Origin of the sequence: Brevundimonas sp. 1080 (genome assembly GCF_040545985.1) — a bacterium.
Taxonomy (GTDB): domain Bacteria; phylum Pseudomonadota; class Alphaproteobacteria; order Caulobacterales; family Caulobacteraceae; genus Brevundimonas.
In genome coordinates this window covers 34476-48944 of the sequence record NZ_JBEPMW010000001.1, presented here as the reverse complement: position 1 = coordinate 48944, position 14469 = coordinate 34476, and the positions used below count along the sequence as shown (strand labels likewise).

The following is a 14469-nucleotide window of genomic DNA, read 5'->3' as shown; positions in this document are numbered from 1 at the left end:
CCTACGGCTTCAGCGCACGGCCCGCCACCACCGCATCCTTGCCGAACTTTTCGCGCAGCACATCGATGGCGCGCTCTGTCTTCAAGGCGCGCGTCTCACTGGTCTGGAACAGGCCGGCGGGCGCGTCCTCCGCGTCCTGCACGTCCGCCATGCCGATGCCGATCAGGCGATAGGGGCGGCCCAGCTCGGGCTTCAGCAGATCGCGCCCCGCGGCGAACAGGGCGCGGGCGGTCTGCACCGGGTCGGGCAAGGTGACGCGTCGGGTCACGATCTTGAAGTCGGTGCGCCGCAGCTTCAGCACCAGCACCCGGCTGGCGACGCCGTCGCGCCGGGCCTTGGACGCCAGCTTTTCGCACAGGGGCCACAGCTCGGCCTCCAGCGCCTCGGCCGACGTCAGATCTTCGTTGAAGGTGGTTTCGGCGCTCATTCCTTTGCGATCGCGCTCGGGGTTCACGGCCCGAGCGTCGCGGGCGTGGGCCAGATCGTGCAGGCGCAGACCGGATTCGCCGTAACGTTTGACCAGGTCGCGTACGTCGGCCAGCGCCAGATCGCCGATGGTCGAATAGCCGTCGCTGCGCAACGCCTTGCCAAACACCGGCCCGACGCCGGGTAGGGCGGTGACGGGGCGCGGCGCCAACAGGGCCTGGGCGTTGGCGGCGCCGACGATGGAGAAGCCGCGCGGCTTGTCCATCTCCGACGCCATCTTGGCCAGGAAGCGGTTGGGGGCCAGGCCGATGGAGACGGTCAGGCCGGTTTCCTCCTCGATCTGCTTTTGGAACCGGATCAGCTGCAGCGCCGGCGGGCCGCCGTTCAGCCGCTCCGTGCCCGACAGATCAACCCAGGCCTCATCCAGCGACAACGGCTGGATCAAGGGCGTCAGCTGTCCCAACGCCCCCAGAATGCGCTGCGATTCGAAGACGTATTTGGTGAAGTCCGGCCTGATCACAACGGCCTCGGGACAGGCCTTCAGCGCCTTGAACATGGGCATGGCGGAGCCGACGCCGTACTGGCGTGCGACATAGCAGGCGGTGGAGACCACGCCGCGCTTTCCGCCGCCGACGATCACCGGCTTGTCACGCAACTCTGGCCGGTCGCGCTTCTCCACCGAAGCATAGAAGGCGTCGCAGTCCATGTGCGCGATCGACAATTGGTCCAGTTCGGCGTCTGCGACCACGCGTCGCGATCCGCACGCCGGACAGCGGTTCTCGCGCGGTCCGGCGGGATCTTCGCCGGTCCACAGGCAGTCGCGACAGATGGCCTTGATGGCCACGCTTAAGGTCTCCGTAAGGTTGGCTTCACCCCAACTTAAGACTGGGCGCCTACGAATGCGACCAACGAGGCGTCCCGCGTTCGAGGGCGCGCAGGTCAGGTGATGATGTCCAAGAAAGTCCTCATCGTCGAGGATAACGAGCTGAACATGAAGCTTTTTCATGATCTGCTCGATTCCCAGGGCTATGAGACCCTGCAGACCCGCGAGGGCTTGCAGGCGCTCGCTCTGGCGCGCGCCCATCATCCCGACCTGATCCTGATGGATATCCAGTTGCCCGAAATCTCGGGCCTGGAGGTCACCAAATGGCTGAAGGACGACGAGGAGCTGAACCACATCCCCGTCATCGCCGTCACCGCCTTCGCGATGAAAGGCGATGAGGAGCGGATCCGTCAGGGCGGCTGCGAGGCCTATATCTCCAAGCCGATCTCGGTCATGCATTTCCTTGAAACCATCCGGCAGCACCTCGGATGAGCGCCCGTATCCTCGTCGTCGACGATGTGGACGTGAACGTCCGCCTGCTCGAAGCCAAGCTGACGATCGAATATTACGATGTGCTGACCTGTAACGACGGCCTGTCAGCCCTGGCCATCGCCGCCGAACATCAGCCGGACCTGATCCTGCTGGACGTCATGATGCCCGGCATGGACGGGTTCGAGACGTGCCGACGGCTGAAGGCCCAGGCCGAGACGCGCCATATCCCCGTCGTGCTGGTCACGGCGCTGGACGGGCGCGAAGATCGGATTAAGGGGCTTGAGGCCGGCGCCGACGACTTCCTGACCAAGCCTATCGACGACGTCATCCTGTTCGCGCGGGTCAAGTCGCTGACGCGGCTGAAGCACGTCATGGACGAGCTGCGCGAGCGCGAGGAAAGCGGCCGTCGCCTGGGCGTCGATTCGGACAATGCCGCGCGGCTGCGCAGCGAGGGTGGGCGGGTTCTGATCGTCGACGACGACCAGCGTCAGGCCGAGAAGATCGCCCAAGAACTGGGCGGCGAACATCGCGTCGCCATCGAAACCGATCCCGAGGCCGCGCTGGTCGCGGCCAAGGGGGCGCTGGACCTGATCATCGTCAACGTCGCCGCCGCGAGCTTCGACGGGCTTCGGATCGTCGCTCAGGCCAAGTCGGGCGATGCCCGCCGCGCGCCGATCCTGGCGATCGTGGAGCCGACCGAACGGCCACGCATGATCAAGGCGCTGGAACTGGGCGCCGCCGACATCCTGCCGCGCCCCGTCGATACCGAAGAACTGTCGGCGCGGGTTCGCACCCAGATCCGGCGCAAACGCTACACCGATTTCCTGCGCCAGAAGCTGGACAGCAGCATGGAGATGGCCGTCACCGACGCCCTGACCGGCCTGCATAACCGGCGCTACATGACTGGCCAGCTACAGGCGCTCGTGGGTCGCGCGGCCCAGGGCGGGGCCCAGGTGGCCGTGCTGGTTCTGGACATCGACCACTTCAAGTCGGTCAACGACAGCTTCGGCCATGACGCTGGCGATGAGGTGCTGGTGGAGTTCGCCGTGCGCCTGGCCACCAATGTCCGGGCCGTGGACCTGCCATGCCGCATGGGCGGGGAGGAGTTCGTGGTGGTCATGCCGGGCGCCAGTCTGGAAGACGCCGGTCGTGTCGCCGAACGGATTCGCCGCGACGTCGCCTCCGCGCCGTTCCGCGTCATGGGCGGCAAGGAGCAGATCACCATCACCATCTCGATCGGCGTGGCCGCCACGACCGGCGACGGCGATACGCCCGAAGGCCTGCTGAAGCGCGCCGACGAAGGGGTCTATGAGGCCAAGGCCGCTGGCCGCAACCGGGTCATCGCCAAGGCGGCGTAACGAGGGCGTCCAGACAACGAAAAACGCCCGGCTGGAGACCAGCCGGGCGTTTTCAATTCTCAGCGGATCAAGGACTTACTTGATCTTGCCTTCCTTGAACTCGACGTGCTTGCGCACGACGGGGTCGTACTTCTTGACGACCATTTTCTCGGTCATGGTGCGGGCGTTCTTCTTGGTGACATAGAAGAAGCCGGTGTCGGCGGTGGAGTTCAGGCGGATCTTGATGGAAGCCGGTTTGGCCATCGGAATTACCTCTGCGACGGCGAAAGCCGCTTAAAATAAGAGGCGCGGAACATACTCAGGATCGCCCCAAAGTCAACGGGCGCGATGCCACGTTGATGAGGCGGAACGCACATATAGTCTGACCGCATGAAAATCGCATCCCTGCTGGCCGCTGCGGCCCTGATGTCCTTGTCATGCGTCGGCGTCGCAACGGCCGATCCGGCTCAGTCCCAGGACGATTTCCTGGCGCGCTTGAACGCCCTTTGCGGCCAACGATTCGAAGGACGGGTCGTCACCACCGCCGCCGCCGACGCCAAGTTCGCCAGCGAGCGGCTGGTCATGCAGGTCCGCGACTGTTCGCCGGACGAGGTGCGTATTCCCTTCGCCGTAGGGTCGGATCGTTCGCGCACCTGGGTCGTGACCAAGACCGACACGGGCCTTCGGCTGAAGCACGATCACCGACACGCGGACGGCACGACCGACGTGCTGCATTGGTATGGCGGCGATACGGTCAACGCCGGCACGGCCGAGCGTCAGGAGTTCCCGGTCGACGCCGAATCGATCGCCCTGTTCAACGAAAACGACGCGGCGGTCTCGACCACCAATATCTGGGCGATGGAGGTTTATCCCGACCGAGTGTTCGCCTACGAGCTGCGTCGTAAAAACCGGCATTTCCGCGTCGAGTTCGACCTGACCAAGCCGATCGCCGACTAAGGATCAAACGACGCGCCAGGCCTGGATCGGTCGCACGGTGGCGCAGGCGGGACCGCCGTCCTTGGCGCGGCCGGGCAGGACGACTTCCAGCACCTCGCCTTGGCGCGCCTGGGCCAGCAGATCGGGCGGAATGTCGTGGACGTCGATCTTGGCGCGTCGGCTCCATTCGCTGGCGTGCTGGCCTGCCGACGTCCCGATCGCGATATAGACGAACCGCCGCGTTGCGCCCTCGCGCCGCACGAAGGGGCCGGTCAGGCGGCCATCCTCGGACAGGGTGACGGGCGCGTCGAAGCTGATCGGACCGTCGGCGGCGATGCGCGGCTCGACCGGCATGTTCGCCTTGTCCTGCAGGCTGTAGGCGACGCCCGCGACTGGATCGGCGATCGTCAGGCGCAGGGTGATTGTCGTTCCGGCCATGTCAGTCCCTGTGCTCGACCGTATGCCGACCCCGCACCATCCGCACGAAGGGCAGGGGGCGGTTCGGGTGCTCCAGCCGTTCGGCCAGCTCCCCCAGCACGAAACGTGTGATGGCCGGCAGGTCCAGGGCGCGCGCCTCGTCCAACGGCAGCCAGGCGATCTCGTCCAGTTCGCCCGACCCCGCGGTCGGCTCCGGGCTCAGCAGGGCATCGGCCGGTGCCATGAAGAAGCGGGCGTCGAACCGGCGGGTCCGGCCCGGCGGCGTAATGGCGCGCGCCACATAGGACAGAACCGACAGATCGGGCAGGGCACCCGCTTGGCGATACTCACGCCACGGGCCGGCGACGGAGGTGCGGGGCGCCGGCCGCCCCAGAATCAGCCCTGTCTCCTCGAACGTCTCGCGCACTGCCGTCAGGGCCAGGGCCCGCGCACGGCGAGCGGGCAGTTCGCCTTCCAATCGCCGCGCAACCTCGCCCGACAACTCACCCGTCGCGGCGGCGGTGAAGTCGCTGCGGTCGATCCGCCCGCCCGGAAACACCCATTTCGACGCCATGAAGACATGGCCCGGCGCGCGACGCCCCATCAGCACCTCGGGCCGATCGCCGCCGCGCGTCAGGATTAGCGTCGACGCATCCTTCGGCCGCTGAGCCCCGCTGACACGCGGGGCGTCGGCCAGATCCTGAGCGGCGTCGAAAGGGGTCACTTCCGCTTGCCCTTCCTGACACCCTTCAGGCCGCCGGAGGGTTTGGAGCCGTTGCGAGGCTTGGGGCCGCCAGGGCGGTTCTTGCCACGCATGGGCGGGCCGTCGCCGCCTCTTCCGCGCATGCCGTAGCGTGGAGCCGGGGCGTTGGGATCGCGGGGTTCGGGCTCGCTGAGCATTTCGAACACCAAGCCACCCGTGATGGGGGTCGCCTCGCGCAGCTTGACCTCCACCATGCGGCCCAGGGTGAAGCGTTTACCCGTGCGTTCGCCGACAAGGGCGTGGGCGCGGTCGTCGTGGGTGAAGTATTCGCTGCCGAGCGTGGAGACGGGCACCAGGCCTTCCGCGCCCGTGTCCTCCAGACGAATGAACAGGCCGAACCGCGTCACGCCGGTGATCCGCCCGGCGAAGGTCGCGCCGACGTGCTCTTCCAGATAGGCGGCGATGTAGCGATCCATGGCGTCGCGCTCGGCGGCCATCGACCGGCGCTCGGTCATGGTCACGCCCTCGGCGATGGCCGGCAGTTCGGCGATCTCGCGGTCGGTCAGTCCGTCCTTACCCAAGCCCAGCGCCCGGATCAGGCCGCGGTGGACGATCAGGTCGGAATAACGCCGGATCGGCGAGGTGAAGTGGGCGTAGCGATCCAGGTTCAGGCCGAAGTGGCCGATGTTCTCAGGAGAGTAGATCGCCTGCATCTGGCTGCGCAGGACCACCTCGTTGACGACATCGGCGTGTTCGGTGTCGCGCGTTTCGTCCAGCAGCTTGTTGAACCGCTTGGTCGTGCCGGGCTCGCCCTTGTTCCAGGGCTTGCCGATGGTCGACAGGAAGTCAGCCAGGTTGAAGATCTTCTCCTGGCTGGGCGTATCGTGGACGCGGTAGATCAGCGGCGTCTTCTTCTGCTCCAGCGTTTCGGCGGCGCAGACGTTGGCCTGGATCATCATCTCTTCGATCAGCCGGTGCGCCTCCAGCGAAGCGCGCTTTTCGATGGAGGCGATGCCGCCATCGGGCGCCATGCGGATGCGGCGTTCAGCCGATTCGATCTGCAGCGGGCTGCGCTTCAGCCGGCCCTTCAGCATGGCGTGATAGGCGTTCCACAGCGGATAGAGGATCGCCTCCATGATCGGGCCGGTCGTGTCGTCAGTTTGCCCATCAATGGCGGCCTGCGCCTGCTCGTAGCTGAGCTTGGCGTGCGAACGCATCAGGCCGCGCACGAACCGGTGGCCGGTCTTTCGTCCGTCCTTGTCGAAGACCATCCGCACGGCGAGACAGGCGCGGTTCTCGCCCTCCTTCAGGCTGCACAGACCGTTCGACAGCACTTCCGGCAGCATCGGCTCGACGCGATCGGGAAAATAGGTCGAGTTGCCCTTGTCGCGCGCCTCGCGGTCCAGCTGGCTGCCGGGACGGACGTAGGCGGCGACGTCGGCGATGGCGACCCAGACGATCCAGCCGCTCTCATTCTTCGGATCCTCGTCGCGCGCCGCATAGACGGCGTCGTCGTGGTCACGCGCATCGGCGGGGTCGATGGTGATGAAGGGGACCTCGCGCAGGTCCTCGCGCCCCTTCAGAGTCGGCAGGGCCTGATCCTCGGCCTCGCGTTCGACCGCTTCGGAGAAGCCGGTCGGGACGCCGTGGGCATGGATAGCGATCAGGGAGGCGGCGCGGGGATCGTCCTCCTTGCCGATGTGCTCGAGGATCTTGCCGCGCTTGGGACCATAGCGCTGGTCGCCTTTCTCAATCGCGGCCAGAACCAGGTCGCCGTCACGCAGGTCGCCGGACTGGGCCTGGGGCACCACCAGCACGTCCTTGGAGCGGCGATCGACCGGCTCGACACGGGTTTCGCGCGCTGACTTGCGGATCACGCCCAGGACGCGATTGGTCCCCACGTCCAGCTTCTTGATCAGCCGGGCTTCCCAACCCTCCGCGCCGCGCTGGAACTTCACCAGCACGCGGTCGCCCAGGCCAGGGGCGGCCTTGGACTTGTCGGGCATCAGAATGGCGCGCGGGGCGTCGGGACTGGCCTCGACCAGGCGCACATACAGTTCGCCATCCCCGTCGCGTTCGATCACATCGGCGACGCCGACAGGGGGCAGGGCGCCGGCTTCGGAAAAGCCCTTGCGCCCGCGTTTGCCCAGCCGCCCTTCGGCTTCCAGTTCGCGGATCATTTCGCGCAAAGCCCGGCGGTCACCGCCTTTCAGCCCGAAATGGCGCGCGATGTCGGTCTTCTCGGCCGATCCGGCCTCGCGCAGGAAGGCGACGAGAGTATCTTTGTCGGGGAGACCGGCGGACGGCCTCTTGGATGATTTGGTCATTATGTCTTTCGTAGCGCGGAACCGCGCCCTTGAGTAAATCTTGAGGGGTCAAATCTTGCGTGAGTTGACCGCGTGAAGGCGGGGCTTCAGCTTCCGCCCGCCCCGAATGGAGTTTTCGATGTCCCTGACCGCCCCCGCCCTGAGCGCGACCGTCTCGTCGCCGCTGGATTTGATCGGCAAGACGCCGATGGTGGAGGTGACGAAGATCGACACCGGCCCGTGCCGCCTGCTGCTGAAGCTGGAGTCCCAGAACCCCGGCGGTTCGATCAAGGACCGGATCGCCATCTCCATGCTGGACGCCGCCGAGCGCGAAGGCTTCCTGAAGGAAGGCGGCACCATTGTGGAGGCGACGGCGGGCAACACCGGCCTGGCGCTGACGCTGGTCGGTCGGGCCAGGGGATATAAGGTGCTTCTGGTCATTCCGGACAAGATGTCCAAGGAAAAGATCCAGCATCTCAGGGCGATGGGCGCCGATGTTCGTCTGACGCGTTCGGACGTGCCGCATGGTCACCCGGAATATTACACCGACATGGCCGAGCGTCTGGCCCAGGGCATTCCCGGCGGCTTCTACGTCAATCAGTTCGCCAACGCCGCCAACGCCGAGGCCCATGTGAAGACAACGGGCCCGGAAATCTGGGAGCAGACGGGGGGCGACATCGACGCCTTCGTCGCCGGCATCGGCTCGGGCGGCACGATCACCGGCACGGCGCAGTTTCTGAAGAGCGTTGGCTCGAAGGCCCAGATCATCCTGGCGGATCCCGTCGGCTCGACCCTGGCCGGCATCGTCAACGACGGCGTGCCGGGGCCGGAAGGCAGCTACACTGTTGAGGGAATCGGTCAGAACTTCGTGCCCGACACGGCGGACATGAGTCTGATCGACAAGGCCTATTCGATCCCCGACGCCGAGGCGATCGCCACCGCGCGCGAGCTGCTTTTGAAGGAAGGCATCTTGGCCGGCTCGTCGTCCGGCACCCTGATCGCCTCAGCCCTGCGCTGGTGCCGCGAGCAGACCGAGCCGAAGACCTGCGTCACCTTCGTCTGCGACACCGGGGCCAAGTACCTGTCCAAGGTCTACAACGACGCCTGGCTGGCGGATCAGGGCCTGGGCGAGCGCGAGCTGCATGGCGACCTGTCGGACCTGATAAACCGCAAATACGAGAAGGGCGATGTCGTCGTCGCCGGGCCGGGCGACACCCTTGACACTGCCTTCAAGCGCATGAAGGGCGCCGACGTATCGCAACTGCCGATCATCGAAGACGGCCGGCTGGTCGGGATCCTGGACGAAAGCGACCTGATCCGCATCATGAACACCGACGAGATCACGCGAAAGGAGCGGTTCGCCAAGCCGGTGGCTTCGGCCATGACCCGCGATCTGGACACGCTTCAGGTTAATGAGCCTCTGGACGCTCTGATCCCTGTCTTCGACCGCGACCGCGTGGCCATCGTGCTGGACGGCGAGCGGTTCGTCGGCCTGATCACCCGCACCGACCTGATCAACCACCTCAGCTTGAACCGGTAAGTCCATGAGCGACAAGAAGAACAGCCAGGGCTTTTCGACCCGCGCCATCCATGCGGGCCAACATCCTGACCCGACCACGGGCGCGGTGATGACCCCGATCTACGCGACCTCGACCTACGCCCAGGAAAGCCCGGGCGTGAACAAGGGTTATGAGTATGCGCGGGGCAAGAACCCGACGCGCGAGGCGTTCGAGGCCTGTATCGCGGACCTGGAGGGCGGCACGCACGGGTTCGGCTTCGGCTCGGGCATGGCGGCGACCTCGACGGCGCTGGAGTTGCTGGATGCGGGCGATCACATCGTCACGGGCGACGACCTGTACGGCGGCTCGTGGCGACTGTTCGAGCGGGTGCGTCGGCGAACCATGGGGCTGGACTTCGCCTATGTGGACCTGAGCGACCTCGCGGCGGTCGAGGCGGCGATCACGCCTAAGACCAAGATGCTGTGGGTCGAGACGCCCACCAATCCCCTGATGAAGCTGGCCGACATCGCCGCCCTGTCGAAGGTGGCCAAGGCGCATGGTCTGCTGCTGGTCGTGGACAACACCTTCGCCACCCCGTTCTGCCAGCAGCCGCTGAGCCTGGGGGCGGACGTGGTTATGCACTCGGCGACCAAATACCTGAACGGCCATTCGGACATTATCGGCGGGGTGCTGGTGACGGCCGACGCCGAGTTGGCGACGCGGATCAAGTTCCTGCAGAACTCGGTCGGCGGGATCATGGGGCCGTTCGACGCCTTCCTGGCCAACCGGGGCTTGAAGACCCTGGCGCTGCGGATGAAGGCGCACTGCGAGAACGCGCTGACCATCGCACGCTGGCTGGAGACGCGCGCGGGGATCGCCAAGGTGATCTACCCCGGCCTGATCGCCCACCCGCAGCATGAATTGGCCGCGCGCCAGATGCACGGCGGCTTTGGGGGGATGGTGACGGTGATCCTGGAGGGCGATCTGGAGCGCACCAAGCGGGTGCTGGAACGGGTTCAGGTCTTCACCCTGGCGGAATCGTTAGGCGGGGTTGAAAGCCTGGTGAACCACCCGGCCATCATGACCCACGCCAGCGTGCCCAAAGAGGTTCGCGAGGCGGGCGGCGTGACCGACAACCTGATCCGGCTGTCGGTCGGGGTCGAGAACGTCGATGACCTAATCGCAGATCTGGATCAGGCCCTGGGCTGATCTCAGCTGGAGGGAAGGGCTGTCTGGTGGCCGGTGACCGGCGGCAGCTTCTTCTTGGGGGCGGCGCGCTTGACCGGGGCCTTTGTGGGCTTGGGCAGGGCCGCGCGGCGGGCCATTTCGGTGTCGATGACCGGGATGATGTCGCTGGCGGCCATGACCTGGGTCGAGGCGCCGTGTTCGACCAGGCGGGCGGCGTTGGCGCGCAGCGTCGTCAGGTCGGCGTCGGTCATCGCGGGGATCATGTCGGCGAGCGGGGTCATGTCGGCATCCGTATGCAGAAGCCTCAGGGCTGGCGCGACAGGCGCCAGCCCTTCAGCTGATTGAAGGCGATTTCCACCGTCACGCGGTCGCCCAGCAGCGAGACGCCCGTCTGGGCGCCCAGCGAGGGCAGGACCGTGATCAGGTGGCCGTTGTCCTGGCGAACGCGACGGCCGCCGAGCGGCATCAGTTTGATGACCTCGCCGTCGAAGGCGATCACGCCGGCCCTGGTTGGGGCCGGCTCGTTCGTGTTGGACGCGTGGAGCGTGTCCTACTCCGCCGCCGTAAGGCGACCGGCGGACTCTTTGCCGGAGCGCGAATCGCGCTCGATTTCGTAAGAAATCTTCTGGCCTTCGTTCAGGGAACCGACGCTCGACGTTTCGACGGCCGAGGCGTGGACGAAGACGTCCTTGCCGCCATCATCGGGCGCGATGAAGCCGTAACCTTTGGTGGGGTTGTACCATTTTACAGTGCCGGTAGCCATTTGGAGACCTCCGTCTGGCGTTGACCGCAGGGAGGGATCCCTGGTCGGCCTGTCGGGTCTGAATGGGATCGGCTTTTGGACCTCGGTGCGTGATGCAAAGGGAGCAGCGGCGTTACGCAGAGAGATCGACCAGACCTAGATGGGCGCCCGACAACCGTTACGCAAGGGGCTGGCGATCAGAAGGCGTAGGCGACCTTGGCGACCAGGGCGTCCTCATACTGTTCGCCGAAGGTGTGGGCGTCGGTGTCGTAGTAGCGCAGGTCCAGTTCCAGGGCGTCGGTGAGGGCGTAGGTCACGCCGGCGTTCCAGCCGGTGTAGTCGGGCGCGCCGTTCTGTTCGCGACGACCGACGGCGACCGTGCCGTTCAGCTGGGGCGTGAAGTCCCAGCCCAGGCGGCCCTCGACCCAGGTGAAGCTGTCGGTCGAGCCGGCGGCGTCGGGCGAATACTGGACCTGCAGTCGCGCGCTGGCCGGGCCGATCGAGCGGCTGGCGTTGCCGGTGATCTCCCAGGCGTCCTGATCATAGCCGGCTTCGGCGTCGAGGCGGTTCTTGTAGGCGACGTTGAAGTCGAACCGGTAGCCGAAGGCTTCAGGCTGATAGCCGACCACGAACTCGGCCTCGATGTTGGAGGCGCCGGCCTGGATCGTCTGGAAGCCGGGGCCGACGTAGAACAGGCCGTCCGCGCTTTCCCAGGTCGCCGAGCCGAAGGCGTAGCCGTCGTTGCCGGACTTGGAAGCGTCCTTGGAGCGGTTGTCCGTGCCCGCGCCCAGTTCGAAGGACCAGGCGTCGCGCGCGGCAGGCGCCGACTGGGCGGCGGCCGGCAGAGCGACGGCGAGCGCGGACACGGAGAGGGCGGCGAGGACGGTCGTGCGGATCATGGGGGCTCCAGCGCGAGAGAAGCGGATTTGCGCCGCCTTTAGCGTGCTCCGGCCTTGATGGCGAATTCCTCCGTGGCCTGAGCGAACTCTTGTCGCAGGCGCGCGACCAGTTCGGCGGTCGGCAGGACGTCGTGGATGGCGCCCGCGCCCTGGCCGGCGGACCAGACGGTCTTCCAGGCCTTGGCCTCGTCGCCCATGTCCAGCTTGTGCTCGGGCAGGGTCTTCGGATCGATGCCGTTCTCGATCAGCGACTTGCTCATGAAGTTGGCGGGGATGCCGGACACGGCGGGCGTGTGGACGATGTCGGTCGCGCCGCTGTCGATGACCATCTGCTTGTAGGCGTCGGCGGCCATGGCCTCGGTCGTGTTGATGAAGCGCGTGCCCATATAGGCGAAGTCCGCGCCCAGCATCAGGGCGGCCGCCACGTCCTGACCCGTCGAAAGCGCGCCCGACAGGATGATGGTCCCCTTGAAGAAGCTGCGAACCTCATTGACCAGGGCGAAGGGGTTGATGATGCCCGCATGGCCGCCCGCGCCGTTGGCGACCAGGATCAGACCATCGACGCCCGCCTCGGCCGCCTTTCGCGCATGACGAATGTTGGCGATGTCGTGGAAGACCTGACCGCCGTAGCCGTGGACCGCGTCGACCACATCGCGCACGGCGCCCAGGGAGGTGATGATCAGCGGCACCTTCTCCTCGACCGACACCATCATATCAGCCATCAGCCGGGGGTTGGTCGGGTGGACGATGTGGTTGACGCCGAAGGCCGCGGCCTCGGGCTTCAGCCGGCCCTTGATCTCATGAATCCAGTCGCGATAGCCCTCGGTCGTACGCTGGTTCAGCGACGGGAAGGTGCCGATCACGCCCGCATTGCAGGCCTCGACCACCAGATCCGGTCCGGACACCAGGAACATCGGCGCCGAAATGATCGGCAGGATCAGGCCTTTTTGCAGCGAAGCGGGAATGGCCACGGGCGTCTCCTTTGGTTTTCTTTCGCTACGCTTAGCGGGCTGTCGCCGGGGAAGGCAATCGCGGGGATTTCAGACGGTGGCGCGGAAAAATGAGTCTAATTCGTCTAATCTCGGGTCGGAGGAGGGGTAAAAGCGGGAAGGCGGCGACGGCGGGTGAAAACCGGCCATCATACGACGGTTCGGACGTAGGGTCGGTCGATTGACGCTGCTCGCCGCGAAGGCGTTGAATGGGTGGGGGAAGTCGTCCGGGATCAGGATGGCAGGTGCATTTCAATGCCGCCCCGGCGAGGGAGGATTTTCATCTGAGCGGCAAGCGCCTAAATGCCCGGCATGACCCACTATACCGACAACCTCAGCCAGCTCGGCGCCCAGACCGCCGCTCCGACCAGTCCCGAGACGGCGGTGCTGGAGCGGGTGCCGAATCCGCATGTGGACACGCTGTATCTGGCCCGGTTCACGGCGCCGGAGTTCACCAGCCTGTGCCCGGTGACGGGCCAGCCGGATTTCGCCCACATCGTCATCGACTATGCGCCGGGCGATTGGCTGGTCGAGTCCAAGAGCCTGAAGCTGTATCTGACCAGTTTCCGCAACCACGGCGCCTTCCACGAGGACTGCACCGTCGCGATAGGCCGCAAGCTGGCTGACCTGCTTGAGCCCAAATGGTTGAGGATCGGCGGGTACTGGTATCCGCGCGGCGGCATCCCGATCGACGTCTTCTGGCAGACCGGCGCGCCGCCCGAGGGGCTGTGGCTGCCGGACCAGGGCGTGCCGACCTATCGCGGGCGGGGATAGTCAGAGGTCGCGCGTCCACCGTCCAGCGGCGGGCGTGTCGCGATCAGGCGCTTAGGGCGGCAGGCGCGGCCTGGTCAGGCCAGGCGACAGGCGAGAGGGCTTCCAGGGCCGGCTTCGCCAGCAGATAGCCCTGCATCAGATCGACGCCGAGATCGCGCAGGACATCGTGTTCGGCCAGGGTTTCGATACCCTCGCAGACCGGCTGGATGCCCAGGTCCCGAAGCATGTTCAACGTGTTGCGCACGATGGTGCGCTTGACCGTGTTGGTGTCGATGTCTCGAACCAGGGCCATGTCCAGTTTGACGATGTCGGGCTGGAACAGGCTGAGCAAGCCCAACCCCGCATAGCCGGCGCCGAAGTCGTCGATGGCGGTCTTGAAGCCCATGGCGCGATAGGATCGCAGGATATTCAGGATGTGGTCGGTGTCCATCACCTCGCTCTCGGTGAATTCGAAGATGATCCGATCCACCGGGAAGTTGGTGCGCATCGCCGCCGCCAGGGTGGCGCGGATGCAGGCGCGCGGCTCATAGACGGCGTTGGGCAGGAAGTTGATCGACAGGCTGGCGCCGCCCGCCGTCATATCCAGACCGGCGGCGAGATCGATGGCGGTCGTGCGGCACAGCTGATCGAAGGCGTAGCGGTTGTCGTGGGAGATATGCGACAGAACCTGACCCGCGCCCCGGCCGTCCTTGCCCCGCACCAGGGCCTCGTAGGCGAAGACCGTCTGGGTCGTCACATCGACGATCGGCTGGAACGCCATGGTGATTGGCAGATCGAAACCCGCCCCATCCTTACAGCCTGCGCAAGACATAAGCTTCTCCTACTGGCCGGCAAGTCTAAGGCGGCAGGCGTTAAAGACTGATGTCGAACAGGAAATTCGCTCTCGGGTTCCTTTAGTGCGGTTGAAACTCCGCAGCGCGGGAACGGTCCGCTCTTGA

At 66.0% G+C, this 14469-nt stretch carries 17 protein-coding genes; 6 read left to right on the top strand and 11 right to left on the bottom strand.

Features of this window, described 5'->3' with window-relative positions:
• Position 1: 1 nt before the first annotated feature.
• Complete coding sequence (locus ABIC32_RS00225; RefSeq protein ID WP_354071528.1) at positions 2-1270, bottom strand: DNA polymerase IV; 1269 nt, start codon at positions 1268-1270, stop codon at positions 2-4.
• 105 nt (positions 1271-1375) lie between these two features.
• On the opposite strand from ABIC32_RS00225, the gene ABIC32_RS00220 reads away from it, so the two are divergent.
• Together ABIC32_RS00220 and ABIC32_RS00215 are read left to right on the top strand one after the other, a co-directional pair.
• Entirely contained in the window at positions 1376-1741 is a 366-nt protein-coding gene (locus ABIC32_RS00220; RefSeq protein WP_164952723.1) for a response regulator, read from the top strand.
• Positions 1738-3099, top strand: a complete 1362-nt coding sequence (locus ABIC32_RS00215; protein ID WP_199059781.1) for a PleD family two-component system response regulator — start codon at positions 1738-1740, stop codon at positions 3097-3099. Before ABIC32_RS00220 ends, ABIC32_RS00215 begins: the two co-directional genes overlap by 4 nt.
• 75 nt (positions 3100-3174) lie before the next feature.
• Here the strand turns inward: ABIC32_RS00215 and rpmG are convergent, their stop codons facing one another.
• On the bottom strand, positions 3175-3342 hold the full coding sequence (gene rpmG, locus ABIC32_RS00210) for a 50S ribosomal protein L33 (RefSeq protein WP_003164451.1): 168 nt from the start codon (positions 3340-3342) through the stop codon (positions 3175-3177).
• Positions 3343-3468: 126 nt separating this feature from the next.
• Between rpmG and ABIC32_RS00205 the strand changes: the two genes are divergently transcribed.
• On the top strand, positions 3469-4035 hold the full coding sequence (locus ABIC32_RS00205; protein WP_354071526.1) for a hypothetical protein: 567 nt from the start codon (positions 3469-3471) through the stop codon (positions 4033-4035).
• A gap of 3 nt (positions 4036-4038) precedes the next feature.
• Here ABIC32_RS00205 and ABIC32_RS00200 read toward each other — a convergent pair whose 3' ends face one another.
• Genes ABIC32_RS00200 through rnr form a run of 3 tightly spaced genes read right to left on the bottom strand, consistent with a single transcriptional unit; the run spans position 4039 to position 7461 of the window.
• Positions 4039-4452, bottom strand: a complete 414-nt coding sequence (locus tag ABIC32_RS00200; RefSeq protein WP_354071524.1) for a DUF5990 family protein — start codon at positions 4450-4452, stop codon at positions 4039-4041.
• Between the two features lies 1 nt (position 4453).
• Complete coding sequence (locus tag ABIC32_RS00195) at positions 4454-5155, bottom strand: NUDIX hydrolase (protein WP_354071522.1); 702 nt, start codon at positions 5153-5155, stop codon at positions 4454-4456.
• A complete protein-coding gene (gene rnr / locus ABIC32_RS00190; RefSeq protein WP_354071520.1) occupies positions 5152-7461 on the bottom strand; it encodes a ribonuclease R in 2310 nt (769 codons plus the stop codon). The genes ABIC32_RS00195 and rnr overlap by 4 nt, the downstream gene beginning before the upstream one ends.
• Before the next feature lie 118 nt (positions 7462-7579).
• Here rnr and ABIC32_RS00185 point away from each other — a divergent pair, with 118 nt between their 5' ends.
• Together ABIC32_RS00185 and ABIC32_RS00180 are read left to right on the top strand one after the other, a co-directional pair.
• Complete coding sequence (locus ABIC32_RS00185; RefSeq protein WP_205681290.1) at positions 7580-8980, top strand: pyridoxal-phosphate dependent enzyme; 1401 nt, start codon at positions 7580-7582, stop codon at positions 8978-8980.
• 4 nt (positions 8981-8984) lie between these two features.
• On the top strand, positions 8985-10148 hold the full coding sequence (locus ABIC32_RS00180; protein ID WP_354071517.1) for a cystathionine gamma-synthase: 1164 nt from the start codon (positions 8985-8987) through the stop codon (positions 10146-10148).
• Positions 10149-10150: 2 nt separating this feature from the next.
• On the opposite strand, the gene ABIC32_RS00175 is transcribed toward ABIC32_RS00180, so the two are convergent.
• The 5 genes from ABIC32_RS00175 to ABIC32_RS00155 form a co-directional block, all read right to left on the bottom strand.
• Positions 10151-10408: a hypothetical protein gene (locus ABIC32_RS00175; protein WP_354071514.1), complete on the bottom strand. Its 258-nt coding sequence runs from the start codon at positions 10406-10408 to the stop codon at positions 10151-10153.
• A 23-nt stretch (positions 10409-10431) separates the two neighbouring features.
• Positions 10432-10626, bottom strand: a complete 195-nt coding sequence (locus ABIC32_RS00170; RefSeq protein WP_354071512.1) for a hypothetical protein — start codon at positions 10624-10626, stop codon at positions 10432-10434.
• A gap of 51 nt (positions 10627-10677) precedes the next feature.
• Positions 10678-10890, bottom strand: a complete 213-nt coding sequence (locus tag ABIC32_RS00165) for a cold-shock protein (RefSeq protein ID WP_008260450.1) — start codon at positions 10888-10890, stop codon at positions 10678-10680.
• A 176-nt stretch (positions 10891-11066) separates the two neighbouring features.
• Entirely contained in the window at positions 11067-11768 is a 702-nt protein-coding gene (locus tag ABIC32_RS00160) for a TorF family putative porin (protein ID WP_354071509.1), read from the bottom strand.
• A 38-nt stretch (positions 11769-11806) separates the two neighbouring features.
• Entirely contained in the window at positions 11807-12739 is a 933-nt protein-coding gene (locus ABIC32_RS00155) for an NAD(P)H-dependent flavin oxidoreductase (protein ID WP_112861696.1), read from the bottom strand.
• Positions 12740-13069: 330 nt separating this feature from the next.
• Here ABIC32_RS00155 and queF point away from each other — a divergent pair, with 330 nt between their 5' ends.
• The gene (gene queF, locus ABIC32_RS00150) at positions 13070-13531 is read left to right on the top strand and encodes a preQ(1) synthase (RefSeq protein WP_306003966.1); all 462 of its coding nucleotides are present in this window, start codon (positions 13070-13072) and stop codon (positions 13529-13531) included.
• 43 nt (positions 13532-13574) lie between these two features.
• On the opposite strand, the gene ABIC32_RS00145 is transcribed toward queF, so the two are convergent.
• A complete protein-coding gene (locus ABIC32_RS00145) occupies positions 13575-14342 on the bottom strand; it encodes an EAL domain-containing protein (protein ID WP_295197549.1) in 768 nt (255 codons plus the stop codon).
• Positions 14343-14469 lie beyond the last annotated feature (127 nt).

Coding starts and splice junctions, on each gene's coding strand:
- ABIC32_RS00220 (WP_164952723.1), top strand. CDS start 1,376: ATGTCCAAGAAAGTCCTCATCGTCGAGGATAACGAGCTGAACATGAAG.
- ABIC32_RS00215 (WP_199059781.1), top strand. CDS start 1,738: ATGAGCGCCCGTATCCTCGTCGTCGACGATGTGGACGTGAACGTCCGC.
- rpmG (WP_003164451.1), bottom strand. CDS start 3,342: ATGGCCAAACCGGCTTCCATCAAGATCCGCCTGAACTCCACCGCCGAC.
- ABIC32_RS00205 (WP_354071526.1), top strand. CDS start 3,469: ATGAAAATCGCATCCCTGCTGGCCGCTGCGGCCCTGATGTCCTTGTCA.
- ABIC32_RS00200 (WP_354071524.1), bottom strand. CDS start 4,452: ATGGCCGGAACGACAATCACCCTGCGCCTGACGATCGCCGATCCAGTC.
- rnr (WP_354071520.1), bottom strand. CDS start 7,461: ATGACCAAATCATCCAAGAGGCCGTCCGCCGGTCTCCCCGACAAAGAT.
- ABIC32_RS00185 (WP_205681290.1), top strand. CDS start 7,580: ATGTCCCTGACCGCCCCCGCCCTGAGCGCGACCGTCTCGTCGCCGCTG.
- ABIC32_RS00180 (WP_354071517.1), top strand. CDS start 8,985: ATGAGCGACAAGAAGAACAGCCAGGGCTTTTCGACCCGCGCCATCCAT.
- ABIC32_RS00175 (WP_354071514.1), bottom strand. CDS start 10,408: ATGACCCCGCTCGCCGACATGATCCCCGCGATGACCGACGCCGACCTG.
- ABIC32_RS00165 (WP_008260450.1), bottom strand. CDS start 10,890: ATGGCTACCGGCACTGTAAAATGGTACAACCCCACCAAAGGTTACGGC.
- ABIC32_RS00160 (WP_354071509.1), bottom strand. CDS start 11,768: ATGATCCGCACGACCGTCCTCGCCGCCCTCTCCGTGTCCGCGCTCGCC.
- queF (WP_306003966.1), top strand. CDS start 13,070: ATGACCCACTATACCGACAACCTCAGCCAGCTCGGCGCCCAGACCGCC.
- ABIC32_RS00145 (WP_295197549.1), bottom strand. CDS start 14,342: ATGTCTTGCGCAGGCTGTAAGGATGGGGCGGGTTTCGATCTGCCAATC.